Here is a 16,216-nt window from a genome sequence, read left to right as displayed (position 1 = left end):
GGCCGGGGCCTCAGACTACACGCAAACATCAGCCGAACCTGTAGGAGCCAGCTTGCTGGCGATGGTGCTGCCGGCAACGCCCATCGCTGGCATGCCAGCTCCTACAACCGTCACCACACGGCAAACCACTGCGGGACACAGCTTCTCCCAGCCGTACCCAAACACGCCTTTGCCCGGGAGGGCGAAATCGGGAGCATCAGGAGTGCGAAACGTCGGGGCTCCCACACTACCGCTGTGCGAGGCAAAAGCCGCCCTTGCGACGCACTTCAAGACAAATGAGCAGACCGGGGAGTAGCGTCTGCCGGGGGCGGTTGTTTGCTGATCTGTGACAGCACCCGCCCGCTCTGCGGCGGGGACAATCGCCTCCTTGCGCCGCTGGCGCCACTGCCTTTTTCAGCACACGGAGCTCAACCATGGACAGCTGCCAATCCCTGCAGGAAGTACGTGAACACATCGATTCGATCGACCGCGAAATCGTCGCCCTGCTCGCCTGCCGGGGTGAGCTGGTCAAACAAGCGGCGGGGTTCAAGCGCAGTGCCGCCGAAGTGCCGGCGCCGGAGCGGGTCGAGCAGGTGATTGCCCATGTGCGCAGCATGGCCAAGGCGCAGGGTGCCGACTGCGAGGTGGTGGAGTCGGTGTACCGGGCGATGATCGCCGCCTTTATCCATGCCGAACTGCAGGAACATTCGCGCCTGGAGTCGGTCTAGGACGGCCCGCACGACAGCCAGGGCAACGCCCTCTACAGCGGCTGGGCATGGGAGCCGGGCATCGCCTCGCCGGGCTGGCGTGCGTGGAAGCTGGGCAGCGCCGAGCGCCCGGCGATGAACCAGAGCCTCAGCGTGCCGTCGCTCGAAGCGCTGTTCATGAGCCCGCCGCAGAAGCTGGCGGCCAACCCCGACTACGCGCAACTGGCTGACGCCGTGGCGCAGGTCGGCGGCTACTTCGATGCCGATGAAACCTACCTGAGCACCTTCGTCCAGCGTGGCGGGCGCATGCTGATCTTCCAGGGCGCGGCCGACCCGATCTTCTCGGTCAAGGACATCACCCGCTGGTACGAGCAGACCCGCCAGCAAAGCGGCAATGACTTTGCCCGCCTGTTCGTGGTGCCGGGCATGACCCACTGCGGCGGCGGCCAGGCCTTCGAGGACTTCGACCCGCTGACCGCGCTGGAGAACTGGCGCAGCAACGGCGAGGCACCGGCCAGCATGGTGGCCAAGGCACCGTCGATGCCCGAGCGGCAGATGCCGCTGTGCGCCTACCCGAGCTACGCCCACTACAACGGCGGTGACAAGAACCAGGCTGCCAGCTACAGCTGCGTAACGCCCTGAGGCGCGCCGAGGCCGCTGCCACTTGCGGCCTCTTCGGCCAATGATGGTGCGCCCAAGACCGGCTGCGACAGCAGCCCGGTCAAAGGCTCATTCGCAACACGCAAACGCTTATACAGGCTCCCCCGAGAAAGCGCTGATTGATCCGTCAGTCATGCGAAACACGCTCTTGCGCCCACATCGGCCTCGACAGAGATGCGTCTATGGAAACGATACATCTGCCCACCGTGCACTGGCCGTTGTTCGCGGCATACACGCTATTGGTATATGCCGCGCTGCTGGTACGCAAGCAGTCCAACTCGATGTTTGGTGTTATCGCAGTGGTTTCATTTGCATTGCTGGCCATCATCGAAGTAACGCCAATGCTCCTGTTCCACTTCATCAATGACCTTGAGTCCGTACTTGCCGTGCTTTCCTGGCTGCGAAGCTGGCCACACGCGCTACTGCTGGTTTGTGGGCCGCTGTCCGTTATATTGGCGCTGCGTACAAAGCAGGCTCGTCGATATACCTGAGTGCGGCGCCCGGCTCTGTACCTCCGCTCGCGCCGATTCATGCATGAGGCACGGCGTTAGCGCCCGAATTCCACAATTGGGGTACGCAATCAACCTCCGTCGAGGACCAAAGCATGCATCCACTGATACTGCCAATGGCCGCGCATGTGGCGCTTAGTGCTTTTCTCTATGTATTGCTGACGCTCGCACGCGCGCCCAAGGTCTGGGATATTGGCGGCAGAGCCGACGGAAGCAATCCATGGGCAGCGGTCGAACCGCGCATCAGCGCCAATCTGTCCAACCAGTTCGAGTGGCCCGTTTTCTTCCATGCCGCATGCCTGTTGTTGATTCAGCAGCAGGTCGCGCCGGCCGTTGCGGTCTGGCTGGCCTGGATCTTCATTCTTGGCCGGGTCGCACACAGTAGCGTGCAGATTTGTACGACGAATGTTCGGCTTCGTGGCCTGGTATTCACGGTGAACTTCCTGGCGACCCTGGGTCTGTGGGTGGCCGTCTTGCTGACGATTTCGCGCTGATCACAGCGCCCTCGATGCCTGCACGTTTCGTCATCGACTCCCGGTAGACTGCGACATCCCATTGACCTCATCGAGGCCCGCTCTTGGAAACCACGGTCTTTCTCGCCGTCATCACCGCCGCTGCCCTGCATGCCGGTTGGAACGCCCTGCTCAAGATCGGTCTCGACCGTTTCCTCACCGCCACGCTGATCCAGATCGGCGCCGGTCTGGTGGCGCTCTGTGCCCTGCCGCTGGTGGCCGTACCGCAGGCCTCTGCCTGGCCATGGATCGCGCTGTCGGCGTTGCTGCACATCGGCTACAACTTCTTCCTCGCCCGCGCTTATCAATACGGTGACCTGGGCCAGGTCTATCCGATTGCCCGTGGCAGCTCCCCGCTGATGGTCGCGCTGCTGTCATTGCTGTTCCTGAATGATGGCCTGAATAACCTGCAGCTGTTGGGGCTGCTGGTGCTGGTAACGGGTATCTGGCTGATGGCACTGCGCGGCGGACAGCACAAGGCGCCACAAATGGCGATGCTGTTCTGCGCATTGATGACGGCTCTGTTCATCGCGGGCTACACGCTGTGCGATGCCATGGGGGCCCGTAGCAATGGCGCTGCGCTGAGTTATTCGCTGTGGCTGTTCACCGTCAACGGCCTGGTGATGGCGACAGTGCTGGCCATCATTCGCGGGCCACGTGCCTTTCTTCAACTGGGGCCACACTGGCGTGGTGGTCTGGCCGGAGGGGCGATGTCGATGGCGGCCTATACCATCGTGATCTGGGCCATGACCCAGGCGCCGGTGGCATTGGTGTCGGCGCTGCGCGAGACCAGTGTGGTGTTCGCCGTGCTGCTGGGGATGGTGCTGCTCAAGGAATCGCTACGACCGATTCGCCTGCTGGCGTGCGCGGTGATCGCGGCCGGCGTTGTGGTGATGAAGTTGGCGTAGGGACAGCGCCTTCCCCGGATTTCATCCGGGCTACAGATAGGCAGGAAACCTGCAAGTGCGGGCCTTGCTCGCGCCCCCAAGTACCGACGCTTCGCGGGCAGAGCTCGCTGCTAGCCGATACCCGGGCGCAACCAGTCGCTCAGGAGTCGGTCCGCACCACCGGGGCGGCCTGACTCGCCATTCTGATCGGGAACCCCAAACCCGATTTGCAGTTCTGTTGATCAACGGGTGCTGAATCGTTGACCGTTTTTTCGTCACACGTCGCCTGCATGCTGGCCGGGCTGACTGCCTGGACGCACGAGTTTTTTGCCGGCCAGACAGGCTTGCGGCACACTAGCGCCCTTCCCGAGCATCCGCTCGTTTAATTGCCCAAGAGTTCGTATGACCCGCTCCCCTTTCCGCCGCATGGCCTTCAGCGCGTTGCGCCGCCTGCTGTACCTCTGGGTACGCTCGGAAACCATCAACCAGTCCGCCTTCACCCTCAAGCTCGACCGCAGCAAACCGGTGTTCTACGTGCTGCAGCAGCCTTCTGTGAGCGACCTGGCGGTGGTCGACCGCGAGTGCACCAAGGCCGGTCTGCCGCGTCCGGTGCTGCCGGTGGCGGTCGGGGACCATATCGAGCCCGCCGCCTTCTTCTACCTGACGCCGGAGCCTGACTGGTTCGGCCGTCAGGACAAACGCGGCATTTCGCCAACCCTCGATCGCGTGGTTGCTGCCCTCGGCCAGCACGCCGTGGACGACGCGCAAATCGTGCCGGTCAGCGTGTTCTGGGGGCAGTCGCCGGATCGCGAGACCAGCCCCTGGAAGCTGCTGTTCGCCGACAGCTGGGCCGTCACCGGGCGCCTGCGCCGGCTGGTGAGCATCCTGATTCTCGGGCGCAAGACCCGTGTGCAGTTCTCCACGCCGATCCATCTGCGTGAGCTGGTCGAACAGGACAAAGGCCAGGAACGCACCCTGCGCATGGTGAACCGCATCCTGCGCGTGCATTTCCGCAACCAGAAGGCGGCGGTGATCGGTCCAGACGTCTCGCACCGACGCAACCTGGTCAAGGGCCTGGTGCATGACCCGCTGGTACGCCAGGCCATCGCCGAGGAAGCCGAGCGCGAGAAGATCAGCCTGGAGAAGGCTGAAGCCCAGGCGCTGCGCTATGGCAACGAGATCGCCTCGGACTACACCTACACGGTGATCCGCTTTCTCGAACTGGTGCTGAGCTGGTTCTGGAACAAGATCTACGACGGCATCAAGGTGCACAACGTCGAAGGTGTGCGCGACATCGCCCAGGGCCACGAGGTGATCTATGTGCCCTGCCATCGCAGCCATATCGATTACCTGCTGCTGTCCTACCTGCTGTTCCGCAACGGCCTGACGCCGCCGCACATCGCCGCCGGCATCAACCTCAACATGCCGGTGATCGGCAGCCTGCTGCGCCGTGGCGGCGCCTTCTTCATGCGCCGCACCTTCAAGGGCAACCCGCTGTACACCGCCGTATTCAACGAGTACCTGCACACCCTGTTCAGCAAGGGCTTCCCGGTGGAGTACTTCGTCGAGGGTGGCCGTTCGCGCACCGGGCGCATGCTCAGGCCGAAGACCGGCATGCTGGCGATCACCCTGCGCAGCTTCCTGCGTTCGCATCGCCTGCCCATCGTTTTCGTGCCGGTGTACATCGGCTACGAGCGCGTGCTCGAAGGCCGCACCTACCTGGGCGAACTGCGCGGCGCGAGCAAGAAGAAAGAGTCGATCTTCGATTTGTTCAAGGTGCTCGGTGCACTCAAGCAGCGTTTCGGTCAGGTGTCGGTGAACTTCGGTGAGCCGATCAAGCTGGGTGAGTTTCTCGACCAGCAACAACCCGGCTGGCGCCAGCAGGAGCTGGGCCCGCAATACCGTCCGAGCTGGCTCAACGCGACCACCAATCGTCTGGGCGAGCATGTGGCGCGCCATCTCAACGAGGCGGCTGCGGTCAACCCGGTCAACCTGGTGGCCCTGGCGCTGCTGTCCACCAGCAAGCTGGCACTGGATGAGCGCGCGCTGACTCGCGTGCTCGACCTGTACCTGGCGCTGCTGCGCGCGGTGCCCTACTCGCCGCACACCACCTTGCCGGAAGGCGACGGCGCGGCGCTGATCGAGCACGTGCAGGGCATGGACTTGCTGGCCGAGCAGAAGGATGCGCTGGGCAAGATTCTCTATCTGGACGAGCAGAACGCCGTCCTGATGACCTACTACCGCAACAACGTGCTGCACATCTTCGCCCTGCCGGCGCTGCTGGCGAGCTTCTTCCAGAGCAGCGCACGGATCAGCCGCGAACAGATTCTGCGCTTTACCGGCGCCCTGTATCCGTACCTGCAGGCGGAGCTGTTCATTCGCTGGGAGCAGAGCGAGCTGGAAGGCGTGATCGACCAGTGGCTGGCGGCCTTCGTCGAACAGGGCCTGCTCAAGGTCGAGGGCGACGTGTACGTGCGCCCGGCGCCCAGCTCGCGCCAGTTCGTGCTGCTGACCTTGCTGTCGCGCTCGGTGGCGCAGACCCTGCAGCGCTTCTACATGGCCATCGCCCTGCTGCTCAACGCCGGGCAGAACGCGATCAGCGCCGAGGAGCTGGAAGACCTGTGCACGGTGATGGCCCAGCGCCTGTCCATCCTGCATGGCCTGAACGCACCGGAGTTCTTCGACAAGAGCCTGTTCCGCCACTTCATCCAGAGCCTGCTGGATCAGGGCGTGCTGCGCCAGGACGAAGCCGGCAAGCTGAGCCATCACCCGCTGCTCAGCGAGCTGGCCGAAGGCGCTGCCAAGCGCGTGCTGCCGGCCGAGATTCGCCTGTCGATCCGCCAGGTGGCGCTGGATCGCAACGAGGATGAACCGACAGCACCGTGATGTCCGTGGGGTGTCGCGGGGCCGCCCAGGTCGTGCGCACCTTGCGATCCATACCGTTGCCCGGTGCGCACGGCGCACCCTACCGACCCACTGCATCCACCATGGCGCTGGCTCGATACGACCAGACGAACCTGTCACGGTTTTGGCAGTCAGTGAATAGGCCACAGACTGGCAGGAGGCCCAGGCCATGATCGATTCACTGATGTTGAGCGCCGCCCGCATCACCACCCTGGCAGCGGGACAGACACTGACCAATGCCAGCGGTTTCTTCTTCGCACGAGACAAACGCCTGTTTCTGGTGACCAGCCGCCACGTGGTGCTCGACGAGCCCAGCGGCCATCAACCGGATGCCCTGCAGATCGAGCTGCATTGCGATGCAGACAATCTGGCCAGCACCGCCGACTTCAGCATCGCGCTGTATGAAGGCGAACAGCGCCAGTGGCATCAGGGTATCGATGGTGCCGGTGAGATCGACGTGGCCGTGATCGAACTGGACCAGTCGGCGCTGCCGGCAGGAAGCGTCTACCAGGCCTTCACACCGCAGCATCTGCTGCAGGCCGACGAGCATGTGGAAATTGGTTCGACGCTGCTGGTAGTCGGCTTCCCGCTCGGGTTTCAGGACACCCTGCACCGCATGCCGGTGGCACGGCATGCCGGCCTGGCCTCCTCGTTCGGCCTGCGCTTCCAGGGGCTTGGTTATTTCCTCACCGACGGCCGTACCCATCGCGGTATCAGCGGCGCCCCGGTGGTCAAGCGCTCCAGCGTCGACGGCGAGTTGCCCTGGCACCTGCTCGGCATCCACTCCACCCGCCTGCTCGGCAACCGCGATGAAGATCAGGACGAAGCGCTGGGGCTGAACTGCACCTGGTACGCCGACATTCTGATGACCTTGACGGAGTGACGGCAGCAGTTCGCCGCTAAAGCGCCTCCCACAACCATCGCCCCTCACAATCCGTGGGAGGGGCTTCAGCTGCGACAGCCTTACCAGCCATGCCGACCAGTTGCGTAGCCCGGATGCAATCCGGGGCTTTGGCGTCGACAAAAGCATCGCGGCTGAAGCCGCTCCTACGGGTGTTCATCTGCTCCGTAGGAGCGGCTTTAGCCGCGATATCCTCAGCTCTCGGATCGCCTTGATGATCGCCTACGGTTGCGTAGCCCGGATGCAATCCGAGGGGCTTTGACATCGACAAAAGCATCACGGCTAAAGCCGCTCCTACGGGTGTTCATCTGCTCCGTAGGAGCGGCTTTAGCCGCGAAACCCTTAGCTCTCGAATCGCCTTGATGATCACGTACGGTTGCGTAGCCCGGATGCAATCCGGGGGGCTTTGGCATCGACAAAAGCATCGCGGCTGAAGCCGCTCCTACAGGTGTTCATCTGTTCCGTAGGAGCGGCTTTAGCCGCGAAATCCTTAGCTCTCGGATGGCCTCGATGATTACGTACGGGACGGATGGTGATCCAAGAAAAAACCCGCCGTGCGCATGACGCAGGGCGGGCTCTTGGAGCGAGGGCGACGTTACAAGGTCACTTCCGCAGGTTCGGGCTCGACCGGCAATTCCATGTCCGGCGCAACCTCGACGTGCAGCAGCTGCAGACGCTCGCTGCTCCACTGACGAATGCGGTTGGTCAGCTCCAGGTCGTCGTTGAGCTTCTGCCCGTAGGACGGGATGATCGCTTTCAGGCGCGCCTGCCACTCGGCAGTGGCGACCTTGTCAGCGAACGCCTTCTCGATCAGGTGCAACATGATCGGCGCAGCAGTCGAGGCCCCCGGCGAAGCACCCAGCAATGCGCTGATGCTGCCGTCAGCGGAAGTCACCACCTCGGTGCCGAACTGCAGTACACCGCCCTTGACTGGGTCGTTCTTGATGATCTGTACACGCTGACCGGCATTGATCAGCTCCCAGTCCTCATCGCGGGCACCGGGGAAGTACTCACGCAGGGAGGCCATGCGGTCCTCCTGGCTGAGCATCAGCTGCCCCATCAGGTAGGTGCTGAGCGACCAGTTGTCGATCCCGGCGTTGACCATCGGCAGGAAGTTATCGGTGGTCATGGCGCTGAACATGTCCAGCAGCGAGCCATTTTTCAGGAACTTCGTGGAGAAGGTGGCGAACGGGCCGAACAGCAGCACGGTTTCACCATCGATCACGCGGGTGTCCAGGTGCGGCACCGACATCGGCGGCGAGCCAACCGAAGCCTTGCCGTAGACCTTGGCCAGGTGCTGGGCAACCACATCCTGGTTGCGGGTGACCAGGAACTGGCCGCCGACCGGGAAGCCGGCATAGCCTTCGGCCTCTTCGATCCCGGACTTTTGCAGCAGTTTCAGCGCACCGCCGCCAGCACCGATGAAGACGAAGCGGGCGTTGACTGTCTTCACTTCATCCCTGGCCAGATCGGCCACGGTAACGCGCCAGGTGCCATCGGCGTTGCGCTCGAAGTCGCGGACTTCATGCTGCAGGAACAGCTGGGCCTTGTCCTTGCCGATCAGGGCGTTGGTCAGCTGACGGGTGATCTCGCCGTAGTTGACGTCGGTGCCGATGGCCATGCGAGTAGCGGCAACCTTCTGCTGCGGGTCACGGCCCTGCATGATCAGCGGCACCCACTGGGCGATCTGCGCCGGGTCTTCGCTGTACTCCATGCCGCGGAACAGGTTGCTGTGCTGCATGGCGGCGTGGCGCTTGCGCAGGTACTCGATGTTGTCCTCGCCCCAGACGAAGCTCATGTGCGGCGCATTGTTGATGAAGGTCTTCGGCTTGCCGAGGACCTCACGCTCGATCTGCGTGGCCCAGAACTGCTTGGAGATCTCGAAGGCTTCATTGATGGTGATGGCCTTGCTGATGTCGATACCGCCATCGGCAGTTTCCGGCGTGTAGTTCATCTCGCAGAACGCGGAGTGGCCGGTACCCGCGTTGTTCCAGGCGTTGGAGCTCTCCCCGGCTACGCGGTCGAGACGCTCGTAGATTTCGATGTTCCAGTCTGGCTGCAGTTCGTTGAGGTAGGTGCCGAGCGTGGCACTCATGATGCCGGCACCGATCAGCAGTACGTCGACGGTTTTCTCGGGCTCCTGGGGTTTGGAGCAACCGAGCACGCTGAAGCAGAGCAGCGTCAGCAGGATTTTCTTCATGGGACAGTCCAGTGTTGTCGCACGACGCTGGGCCGTGCAGGCAAGGTTTCGGGTAGCAGCCGTGTGGGCCGCTCATGGGCGATGGCCGCAGGTCTGCGGCGCGGCGGGAGGAAGGATGTTCCGGGCCTCTTGGCGGGCGTACTCCAGCGCGCCGCCGGCTGGAGCAATAGACGTGCCACGATAAGACGCAGCCGCGCGGAACAAGGCGCGACGCGGCGGAGAACGACCGAGCCCTGGCGACATCTCGCCAGATGCTCGCCCACACTCAGAGGCAGATGGCGGGATTCCGCCCTACTCCCCGGCAATTGCTGCCGGGGAAGCCGGACTCAGGCCAGCAACAGTGGCAACAGCACCGCTGTCATGATGCCCAGCAGGCTCATGCCCAGCGCAGCGAAGGCGCCGCACTCCTCGCCCTCCTGCAACGCATGGGCGGTGCCGATGGCGTGAGCATTGATGCCATAGCTCAGGCCCCGCGCCGCAGGATGATCGACCCCGGCCCAGCGCAGCAGCAACGGCCCCAACGCCGTACCGATCACACCGGTGAGCATCACCATCACCGCTGCCAGCGACGCCACACCGCCGATCTGCTCGGCCACCGGCATGGCAATCGGCATGGTCACGAACTTCGGCGCCAGGCTCATCACCACGCTCCAGTCCGCACCCAGGGCCCAGCCGATGAGCAGGGTCAGACCGACCGAGAGCGCGCCACCGGCGCAGAGCGTGATCATGATCGGCCAGAACAGCTGGCGAATACGCTGGATGTTGTGTTGCAACGGCACGGCCAGGGCCACGGTGGCCGGACCGAGCAACCAGGCCACCGGCTCGGCGCCGGCGCGATAGGTGGCGTAGTCCACCCCGCACAGCCACAGGGTACCGACGATCAGTGTCACCGACACCAGCACGGGCTGCAGGACCAGCCAGCCGCTGCGGCGGTACAGCCAGACAGCGATCAGGAAAGCGGCGAGCGTCAGGGCGATGGCAAACAGCGGGTGATGTGTCAGCAACGTCATCCCTTGCGCTCCTGACGGCGGATCAGTGTCTGCAGCAGCCAGCCGCATAACGGCACGGTGACTAGCAAGGACAGCACCAGCGCTGTGGCGATTACCGGCAGCTCGCCAAACAGCAGCTCACCACTGGTCATGATGCCCGAGGCTGGCACGGCGAGCAGCAGCGGCAGGTAGGGCAGCAGACCGTTGGCCGCCTGTTGCAGCGGCTCAGGCACGGCGCCGCGCGCCATCAACCAGATCGAAAGTAACAGCAGGCCGATGATCGAGCCAGGCAACATCGGCAACAGCCAGTGGTTGAGGGCTACGCCGAACAACTGCAGCAATACCAGCCAGAACAGGCCACGCACCATCATGATCTCGACTCCTCCTTATGGCGCCCACGACGAAACAGCGGACGCGGCTCGATAACCGAACGACCATACAACACACTGAGCCCTTGCAGGCCCTTGAGTGCATCCTCCAGCGATTTGTCGGCACGTACGGCGAAGGCATCGAAGCCGCACTGGCGCATGTGCGCCAGCTGGTCGCGCAGCACATCGCCCACGGCCCGCAGCTCACCGCGCCAGCCCAGGCGCGTGCGCAACAGGTAGGCCTGGCTGTAGCCGCGACCATCGCGAAAGCTGGGGAAGTCGATGGCGATCAGCGGCAGGCTGGCGAGAAACGGCTGCAGCGTTTCCGGGTCGTCATCCACCTGCAGCAACACGCCATCGGCACTCGGCGCTCCTCCCTCGAGTACTTGCGCTGGCTGTCGCTCACGCCAGACCGCCAGCGGCAGGATAAGCGGCGCGCCGCTCTCTTCGCCCTGCAGTTGCCAAGGATCGTCAATGACGACACGGGCCTGCCCCTCGACCAGGCGAATCAGGTTGTTCATGCCGTCACCTCCCGGCTGTACACGCGCTCCTTGAAGGGCTCCAGACCAATGCGCTGGAAGGTATCGAGAAAGCCCTCGTAGACCTCGCGATGATCCACGTAGGTGCGCACGATACGCTCGATCACTTCGGGCACCTGCTCGGCGGCGAAGGATGGGCCGATCACCTTGCCCAGTGCCGCCTGCTGGCCCTGGCTGCCGCCGAGGGTGAGCTGGTACCACTCGCTGCCGTTCTTGTCGACGCCAAGGATGCCGATGTTGCCGATATGGTGATGGCCGCAGGCGTTCATGCAGCCGGAAATGTTCAGGCTGATATCACCCAGATCATGCAGGTAGTCGAGATCGTCGAAACGCTGCTGGATCGCCTGTGCAATGGGAATCGACTTGGCGTTGGCCAGCGCGCAGAAGTCGCCACCCGGGCAGGCGATGATGTCGGTGAGCAGGCCGGCGTTGGCCGTGCCCAGCCCGGCAGCCCGGGCTTGTGTCCACAGCGCGTGGAGATCGGCCTTGCGCACATCCGGCAGCACCAGGTTCTGCTCATGGGCGACGCGAATCTCGCCGAAGCCGTAGCGCTCGCTCCAGTCGGCCAGCGCCTCCATCTGCTCGGCGCTGACATCGCCGGGCGGTGCGCTGATACCAGGCTTGGTCGACAGCACCACGCTGACATAGCCAGGCACCTGATGCGCCATGACATTGCGTGCGACCCAGCGGGCAAAGGCCTCGTCCTGCGCCAGATGCGTACCGAAATCGAGATCGATGGCGTCCTGCGGCACATAGGCTGGCTTGTGGAAGGACGCCGCGACGCGCTGATATTCGTCGTCCGTGAGCTGCGCCGGGCCATCCTTGATCATCTGCCATTCGCGTTCCACCTCGCTGGCGAACGCCTCGATGCCCAGGGCCTTGACCAGGATCTTGATCCGCGCCTTGTACTTGTTGTCGCGTCGGCCGTGGCGGTTGTAGACACGCAGAATGGCCTCGACGTAAGACAGCAGATCGCGCCAGGACAGGCCCTCGCGCAGTTGCTGGGCAATGATCGGCGTGCGCCCCAGGCCACCGCCGACCAGCACCCGCAACAGCAACTCGCCGGTTTCGTCGTGGTACAGCTGCAGGCCGATGTCATGCACCTGCACCGCCGCGCGATCCTCTGCAGCGGCGCACAGAGCGATCTTGAACTTGCGTGGCAGGAACAGGAATTCCGGGTTGACCGTCGACCACTGCCGGAGAATCTCGGCCAGCGGGCGCGGGTCGAGGTACTCGTCGGCCGCGACCCCGGCAAAGGCTTCGGTGGTGATGTTGCGCACGCAGTTGCCGGAGGTCTGAATGGCATGCATGTCGTGCTCGGCCAGCCAGTCGAGAATGTCCGGCACACGCTCGAGCTCGGCCCAGTTGAACTGGATGTTCTGCCGCGTGGTGAAGTGCCCATAGCCCCGGTCGTACTCGCGGGCGATGTGCGCCAGGGCGCGCATCTGCTTGGCCGACAGGGTGCCGTAAGGGATCGCCACACGCAGCATGTAGGCATGCTTCTGCAGGTAGAGGCCGTTCTGCAGCCGCAGCGGCAAGAACTCCTCTTCGCTCAGTTCGTCAGCCAGGCGCCGCTGTACCTGGTCGCGGAACTGGGCGACGCGCTCACGCACCAGCGCGCGGTCATAATCGTCGTATTGGTACATGCAGGCATGCCTCCTGATCACGGGGCGTCGACTATGCCTGCCAGGCGTGTGCCGAAAACAGCGCCAGAAAAGCCTTAAAAAACCGGATCAGAGAAAAACGCCAGCCGGCGATACCGCGCTCTGATTGGCGCGGCGCGATGTCGCAGGGTGGTCGCTGTATCGCTCGCTATGAAAGCGCCAGACATTAGACAGGACGGTGCCTGGCGATCTTTCGCAGATTTCAGCGGACACGCGTAACAATCATCTGATCTGCTTTTTTATCGAAAACCTGAGTCTGTTTCGCGATCAGTTGCACTCGGATCATGGCGCCAGCCTGATAAACGCCTGATGAGGGCAAGACCATGACCGAACTGATCCCCGTGCGAGCCGTCGAGACCATCGACCCCGCCAGACCCATCCGCCTGACACCGGCCCAGGCCGGCGGCCCGATTCATACCCGCAGCTTCACCGGGCGCTATCGCAACCTGCGCCTGATCGGTGCCGGGCTGTTGTTCCTGCTGTTCTTCGGCACCGCCTGGATCGACTGGAACGGTCGCCAGGCCGTGCTCTGGGATCTGCAGAACCGCCAGTTCCATATCTTCGGCGCGACCTTCTGGCCGCAGGATTTCATCCTGCTCTCGGCCATTCTGATCATCGCCGCCTTCGGTCTGTTCTTCATCACCGTGCTGGCCGGTCGGGTCTGGTGCGGCTACGCCTGCCCGCAGAGCGTGTGGACCTGGGTGTTCATGCGCGTGGAGCAGATCACCGAGGGCGACCGCGGCCAGCGTATCAAGCTCGACGCCGCGCCCTGGTCCCTGCAGAAACTGGCGCGGCGCATTGCCAAGCACGGTTTGTGGCTGGCAGTGAGCCTGGTGACGGCGCTGGCTTTCGTCGGCTACTTCACGCCCATACGCCAGCTGACGCTGGATCTGCTGACCTTCGAGGTGGGTGCCAGCACCGCGTTCTGGGTACTGTTCTTCAGCGCCGCCACCTATATCAACGCCGGCTGGCTGCGTGAGAAGGTGTGCCGCGACATGTGCCCCTACTCGCGCTTTCAGAGCGTGATGTTCGACAGCGATTCGCTGATCATCTCCTACGACACCGCCCGTGGCGAAAACCGTGGCCCACGGCGCAAGGACGCCGACTACAAGGCCGAGGGCCTGGGCGATTGCATCGACTGCACGATGTGCGTGCAGGTCTGCCCCACCGGCATCGACATCCGCGATGGCCTGCAGCTCGAATGCATCGGTTGCGGCGCCTGTATCGACGCCTGTGACAGTGTGATGGACAAGCTCGGCTATGCCCGTGGCCTGGTGCGCTACAGCTCCGAGAACGAACTGGCAGGCGGCAAGACCCACTGGCTGCGGCCACGCCTGATCGGCTACGCGGCGATGCTGGCGGTGATGATCGGCGCCTTCGTCTGGGCGCTGGCCGAACGCCCGCTGATCTCCCTGGACGTAACCCGCGACCGTGGCCTGTATCGCGAGAATGCGCTGGGCCAGATCGAGAACATCTATAGCCTGAAGATCATCAACAAGACCCAGCAGCCGCGTAGTTATGTGATCACCCTGGTCGAGCCCGGCGACTTCGAACTGCACGGCCCGAGCACGCTGAACCTGGCGCCGGGGGAAATCCGCGACCTGCCGCTGAACGTGGCGCTCACGTCTGCCGAGAACACTGCCAGCACACGCACCCTGGCGTTCGAGGTCAGCGACCAGGCCGACCCGGACAGCCGCGTCAGCACCCAGAGCACCTTCCTCGCGCCGCTGCGCTAGCGCTTCGCCCCGAGGCGGGGCTCCTACGGGTTCTGCCACATTCCTGTAGGAGCCGCGCCCCGCGGCGAATAGCGTAGCCCGGATGCAATCCGCGGCGGTTCGAGATACGTCCCCGGATTGCATCCGGGCTACGGTTGCCACATCCGATGTACGTCCCCTTCACGAGACCCTGCCATGTCTGCCGCTCACCCCGTAAAGTATTCACCTCCCCTCTTTACCTCGGTGAACCAGGACAGGATGAAGCGCTACGAGAAATTCGCCGACGAGATCGCCGAGCTGATCCGTACCGGCGTGCTCGGCCCGGGTGAAAAGGTGCCGTCGGTGCGCCATGCCAGCCGTACCTACGGGGTCAGCCCATCCACCGTGTTCCAGGCTTACTACCTGCTGGAAGACCGCGGCCTGATCCAGGCCCGGGCACGCTCCGGTTACTTCGTCCGTGAACATGCCAAACGCCCGCTGCATGAGCCGGAGCTTTCCGCCCACGCCGCGCAGACCACCGATGTGGGCGTCAGCGAGCTGGTGTTCTCGGTACTCGCCTCACTGAAAGACCCGCACACCGTGCCATTCGGCTCGGCCTTCCCCAGCCCCGACCTGTTCCCCCTGCCGCGCCTGGCCAAGAGCATGGCGCACGCCCTGCGCATGCTCTCGCCGCACGAGATCATCGCCGACATGACCGCCGGCAACGCTGACCTGCGCCGGCAGATCGCTCTGCGCTACATGGTCAGCGGCGTGATGTTGCCGATGGAGGAACTGGTGATCAGCAACGGCGCCATGGAAGCGCTCAACCTCTGCCTGCAGTGCGTGACCCAGCCGGGCGATCTGGTAGCCATCGAGTCGCCGACCTTCTACGCCTGCCTGCAGGTACTGGAACGCCTGCAGCTCAAGGCGGTGGAAATTCCCGTGCACCCGCGCGAGGGCATCGACCTGGGCGCCCTCTCCGACAGCCTGCAAAAATTGCCGATCAAGGCCTGCTGGTTCATGAGCAGCCTGCAGAACCCGCTTGGCGCCAGCATGAGCGAGACGAAGAAGCAGGCGCTGTACGAACTGCTGGTCGAGCATCAGGTGCCGCTGATCGAAGACGATGTGTATGCCGAGCTGTACTTCGGCAGCCACCCGCCCAAGCCGGTGAAAAGCTTCGATCGCGAAGGGCTGGTGATGCATTGCAGCTCGTTTTCCAAGAGCCTGGCGCCCGGCTATCGGATTGGCTGGGTGGCCGGTGGACGCTATGCCGAACAGATCACCCGGCTCAAGCTGATGACCACCATCTCCCCCTCGGTGCCGGCCCAGGCGGCACTGGCGGATTACCTGCAGCACGGCGGCTACGACCGCCATCTGCGCAAGCTGCGTCACTCGCTGGAAATGCAGCAGAGCGCGATGCTTGCCTCAGCGGCGCGGCATTTTCCCGCCAGCACCCGCGTCACGCGACCGGCCGGCGGTTACTTTCTCTGGTTCGAGTTCCCCGAGCGCCTGGACTCGCTGCAACTGCTGCGCCTGGCCCTGGCGCAGGGCATCAGCCTGGCGCCGGGGCCGATCTTCTCCGCCAGCCAGGGCTTTCGCCACTGCGCGCGGCTGAACTACGGCCACCCCTGGAGCCCGCGCAGCGAGCAGGCCATGGAAGTGCTCGGGCGCCTGGTGGCGGGGCTGTTGTAGCCCGGATGCAA

The 16,216-nt window shown here is 63.9% G+C and carries 14 protein-coding genes; 9 read left to right on the top strand and 5 right to left on the bottom strand.

The window, feature by feature from the left end; genetic code table 11:
- Positions 1-413 precede the first annotated feature (413 nt).
- The 7 genes from ACJRW5_RS22465 (at position 414) to ACJRW5_RS22435 (ending at position 7,041) form a co-directional block, all read left to right on the top strand.
- Positions 414-707 (top strand): chorismate mutase, encoded by a 294-nt coding sequence (locus tag ACJRW5_RS22465; RefSeq protein WP_484572709.1) that lies wholly within the window; start codon positions 414-416, stop codon positions 705-707.
- A gap of 114 nt (positions 708-821) precedes the next feature.
- Positions 822-1,328 carry a tannase/feruloyl esterase family alpha/beta hydrolase gene (locus tag ACJRW5_RS22460; protein WP_484572708.1) on the top strand — a complete coding sequence of 169 codons (507 nt, stop codon included), beginning with the start codon at positions 822-824 and terminating at the stop codon, positions 1,326-1,328.
- A gap of 200 nt (positions 1,329-1,528) precedes the next feature.
- The gene (locus ACJRW5_RS22455; RefSeq protein WP_484572707.1) at positions 1,529-1,837 is read left to right on the top strand and encodes a hypothetical protein; all 309 of its coding nucleotides are present in this window, start codon (positions 1,529-1,531) and stop codon (positions 1,835-1,837) included.
- 113 nt (positions 1,838-1,950) lie between these two features.
- Entirely contained in the window at positions 1,951-2,349 is a 399-nt protein-coding gene (locus tag ACJRW5_RS22450; RefSeq protein ID WP_484572706.1) for an MAPEG family protein, read from the top strand.
- A gap of 83 nt (positions 2,350-2,432) precedes the next feature.
- A complete protein-coding gene (locus ACJRW5_RS22445; RefSeq protein WP_484572705.1) occupies positions 2,433-3,275 on the top strand; it encodes an EamA family transporter in 843 nt (280 codons plus the stop codon).
- Between the two features lie 381 nt (positions 3,276-3,656).
- Entirely contained in the window at positions 3,657-6,140 is a 2,484-nt protein-coding gene (plsB, locus tag ACJRW5_RS22440) for a glycerol-3-phosphate 1-O-acyltransferase PlsB (RefSeq protein ID WP_484572704.1), read from the top strand.
- Positions 6,141-6,327: 187 nt separating this feature from the next.
- Positions 6,328-7,041 (top strand): S1 family peptidase, encoded by a 714-nt coding sequence (locus tag ACJRW5_RS22435; RefSeq protein ID WP_484572703.1) that lies wholly within the window; start codon positions 6,328-6,330, stop codon positions 7,039-7,041.
- 613 nt (positions 7,042-7,654) lie between these two features.
- Here the strand turns inward: ACJRW5_RS22435 and mqo are convergent.
- From mqo to ACJRW5_RS22410, 5 genes are all read right to left on the bottom strand, one after another.
- Positions 7,655-9,259, bottom strand: a complete 1,605-nt coding sequence (gene mqo, locus ACJRW5_RS22430; RefSeq protein ID WP_484572702.1) for a malate dehydrogenase (quinone) — start codon at positions 9,257-9,259, stop codon at positions 7,655-7,657.
- Between the two features lie 326 nt (positions 9,260-9,585).
- Positions 9,586-10,269 (bottom strand): LrgB family protein, encoded by a 684-nt coding sequence (locus ACJRW5_RS22425; protein WP_484572701.1) that lies wholly within the window; start codon positions 10,267-10,269, stop codon positions 9,586-9,588.
- A complete protein-coding gene (locus tag ACJRW5_RS22420) occupies positions 10,266-10,619 on the bottom strand; it encodes a CidA/LrgA family protein (protein WP_484572700.1) in 354 nt (117 codons plus the stop codon). Before ACJRW5_RS22420 ends, ACJRW5_RS22425 begins: the two co-directional genes overlap by 4 nt.
- Positions 10,616-11,137, bottom strand: a complete 522-nt coding sequence (locus tag ACJRW5_RS22415) for a DUF934 domain-containing protein (RefSeq protein WP_484572699.1) — start codon at positions 11,135-11,137, stop codon at positions 10,616-10,618. The genes ACJRW5_RS22420 and ACJRW5_RS22415 overlap by 4 nt, the downstream gene beginning before the upstream one ends.
- On the bottom strand, positions 11,134-12,801 hold the full coding sequence (locus tag ACJRW5_RS22410) for a nitrite/sulfite reductase (RefSeq protein ID WP_484572698.1): 1,668 nt from the start codon (positions 12,799-12,801) through the stop codon (positions 11,134-11,136). Before ACJRW5_RS22410 ends, ACJRW5_RS22415 begins: the two co-directional genes overlap by 4 nt.
- Positions 12,802-13,142: 341 nt before the next feature.
- Here ACJRW5_RS22410 and ccoG point away from each other — a divergent pair, with 341 nt between their 5' ends.
- Both ccoG and mapR read left to right on the top strand, forming a co-directional pair.
- Positions 13,143-14,555 carry a cytochrome c oxidase accessory protein CcoG gene (gene ccoG / locus ACJRW5_RS22405; protein WP_484572697.1) on the top strand — a complete coding sequence of 471 codons (1,413 nt, stop codon included), beginning with the start codon at positions 13,143-13,145 and terminating at the stop codon, positions 14,553-14,555.
- A gap of 237 nt (positions 14,556-14,792) precedes the next feature.
- Positions 14,793-16,205, top strand: a complete 1,413-nt coding sequence (gene mapR / locus ACJRW5_RS22400) for a GntR family transcriptional regulator MpaR (RefSeq protein ID WP_484572696.1) — start codon at positions 14,793-14,795, stop codon at positions 16,203-16,205.
- The last annotated feature ends 11 nt before the right edge of the window (positions 16,206-16,216 follow it).

Source organism: Pseudomonas pichavaramensis, from assembly GCF_050473265.1.
Classification (GTDB): domain Bacteria; phylum Pseudomonadota; class Gammaproteobacteria; order Pseudomonadales; family Pseudomonadaceae; genus Aquipseudomonas.
Note: the sequence above shows the minus strand (reverse complement) of the source record. Positions and strands in the feature narration are given on the sequence as shown.

Bases quoted from the DNA above. Each gene is read 5' to 3' on its own strand.
- ACJRW5_RS22415 (WP_484572699.1), bottom strand. From the start codon at position 11,137: ATGAACAACCTGATTCGCCTGGTCGAGGGGCAGGCCCGTGTCGTCATT.
- ACJRW5_RS22450 (WP_484572706.1), top strand. From the start codon at position 1,951: ATGCATCCACTGATACTGCCAATGGCCGCGCATGTGGCGCTTAGTGCT.
- plsB (WP_484572704.1), top strand. From the start codon at position 3,657: ATGACCCGCTCCCCTTTCCGCCGCATGGCCTTCAGCGCGTTGCGCCGC.
- ACJRW5_RS22435 (WP_484572703.1), top strand. From the start codon at position 6,328: ATGATCGATTCACTGATGTTGAGCGCCGCCCGCATCACCACCCTGGCA.
- ccoG (WP_484572697.1), top strand. From the start codon at position 13,143: ATGACCGAACTGATCCCCGTGCGAGCCGTCGAGACCATCGACCCCGCC.
- mqo (WP_484572702.1), bottom strand. From the start codon at position 9,259: ATGAAGAAAATCCTGCTGACGCTGCTCTGCTTCAGCGTGCTCGGTTGC.
- ACJRW5_RS22420 (WP_484572700.1), bottom strand. From the start codon at position 10,619: ATGATGGTGCGTGGCCTGTTCTGGCTGGTATTGCTGCAGTTGTTCGGC.
- mapR (WP_484572696.1), top strand. From the start codon at position 14,793: ATGAAGCGCTACGAGAAATTCGCCGACGAGATCGCCGAGCTGATCCGT.
- ACJRW5_RS22410 (WP_484572698.1), bottom strand. From the start codon at position 12,801: ATGTACCAATACGACGATTATGACCGCGCGCTGGTGCGTGAGCGCGTC.
- ACJRW5_RS22465 (WP_484572709.1), top strand. From the start codon at position 414: ATGGACAGCTGCCAATCCCTGCAGGAAGTACGTGAACACATCGATTCG.
- ACJRW5_RS22425 (WP_484572701.1), bottom strand. From the start codon at position 10,269: ATGACGTTGCTGACACATCACCCGCTGTTTGCCATCGCCCTGACGCTC.
- ACJRW5_RS22455 (WP_484572707.1), top strand. From the start codon at position 1,529: ATGGAAACGATACATCTGCCCACCGTGCACTGGCCGTTGTTCGCGGCA.
- ACJRW5_RS22460 (WP_484572708.1), top strand. From the start codon at position 822: ATGAACCAGAGCCTCAGCGTGCCGTCGCTCGAAGCGCTGTTCATGAGC.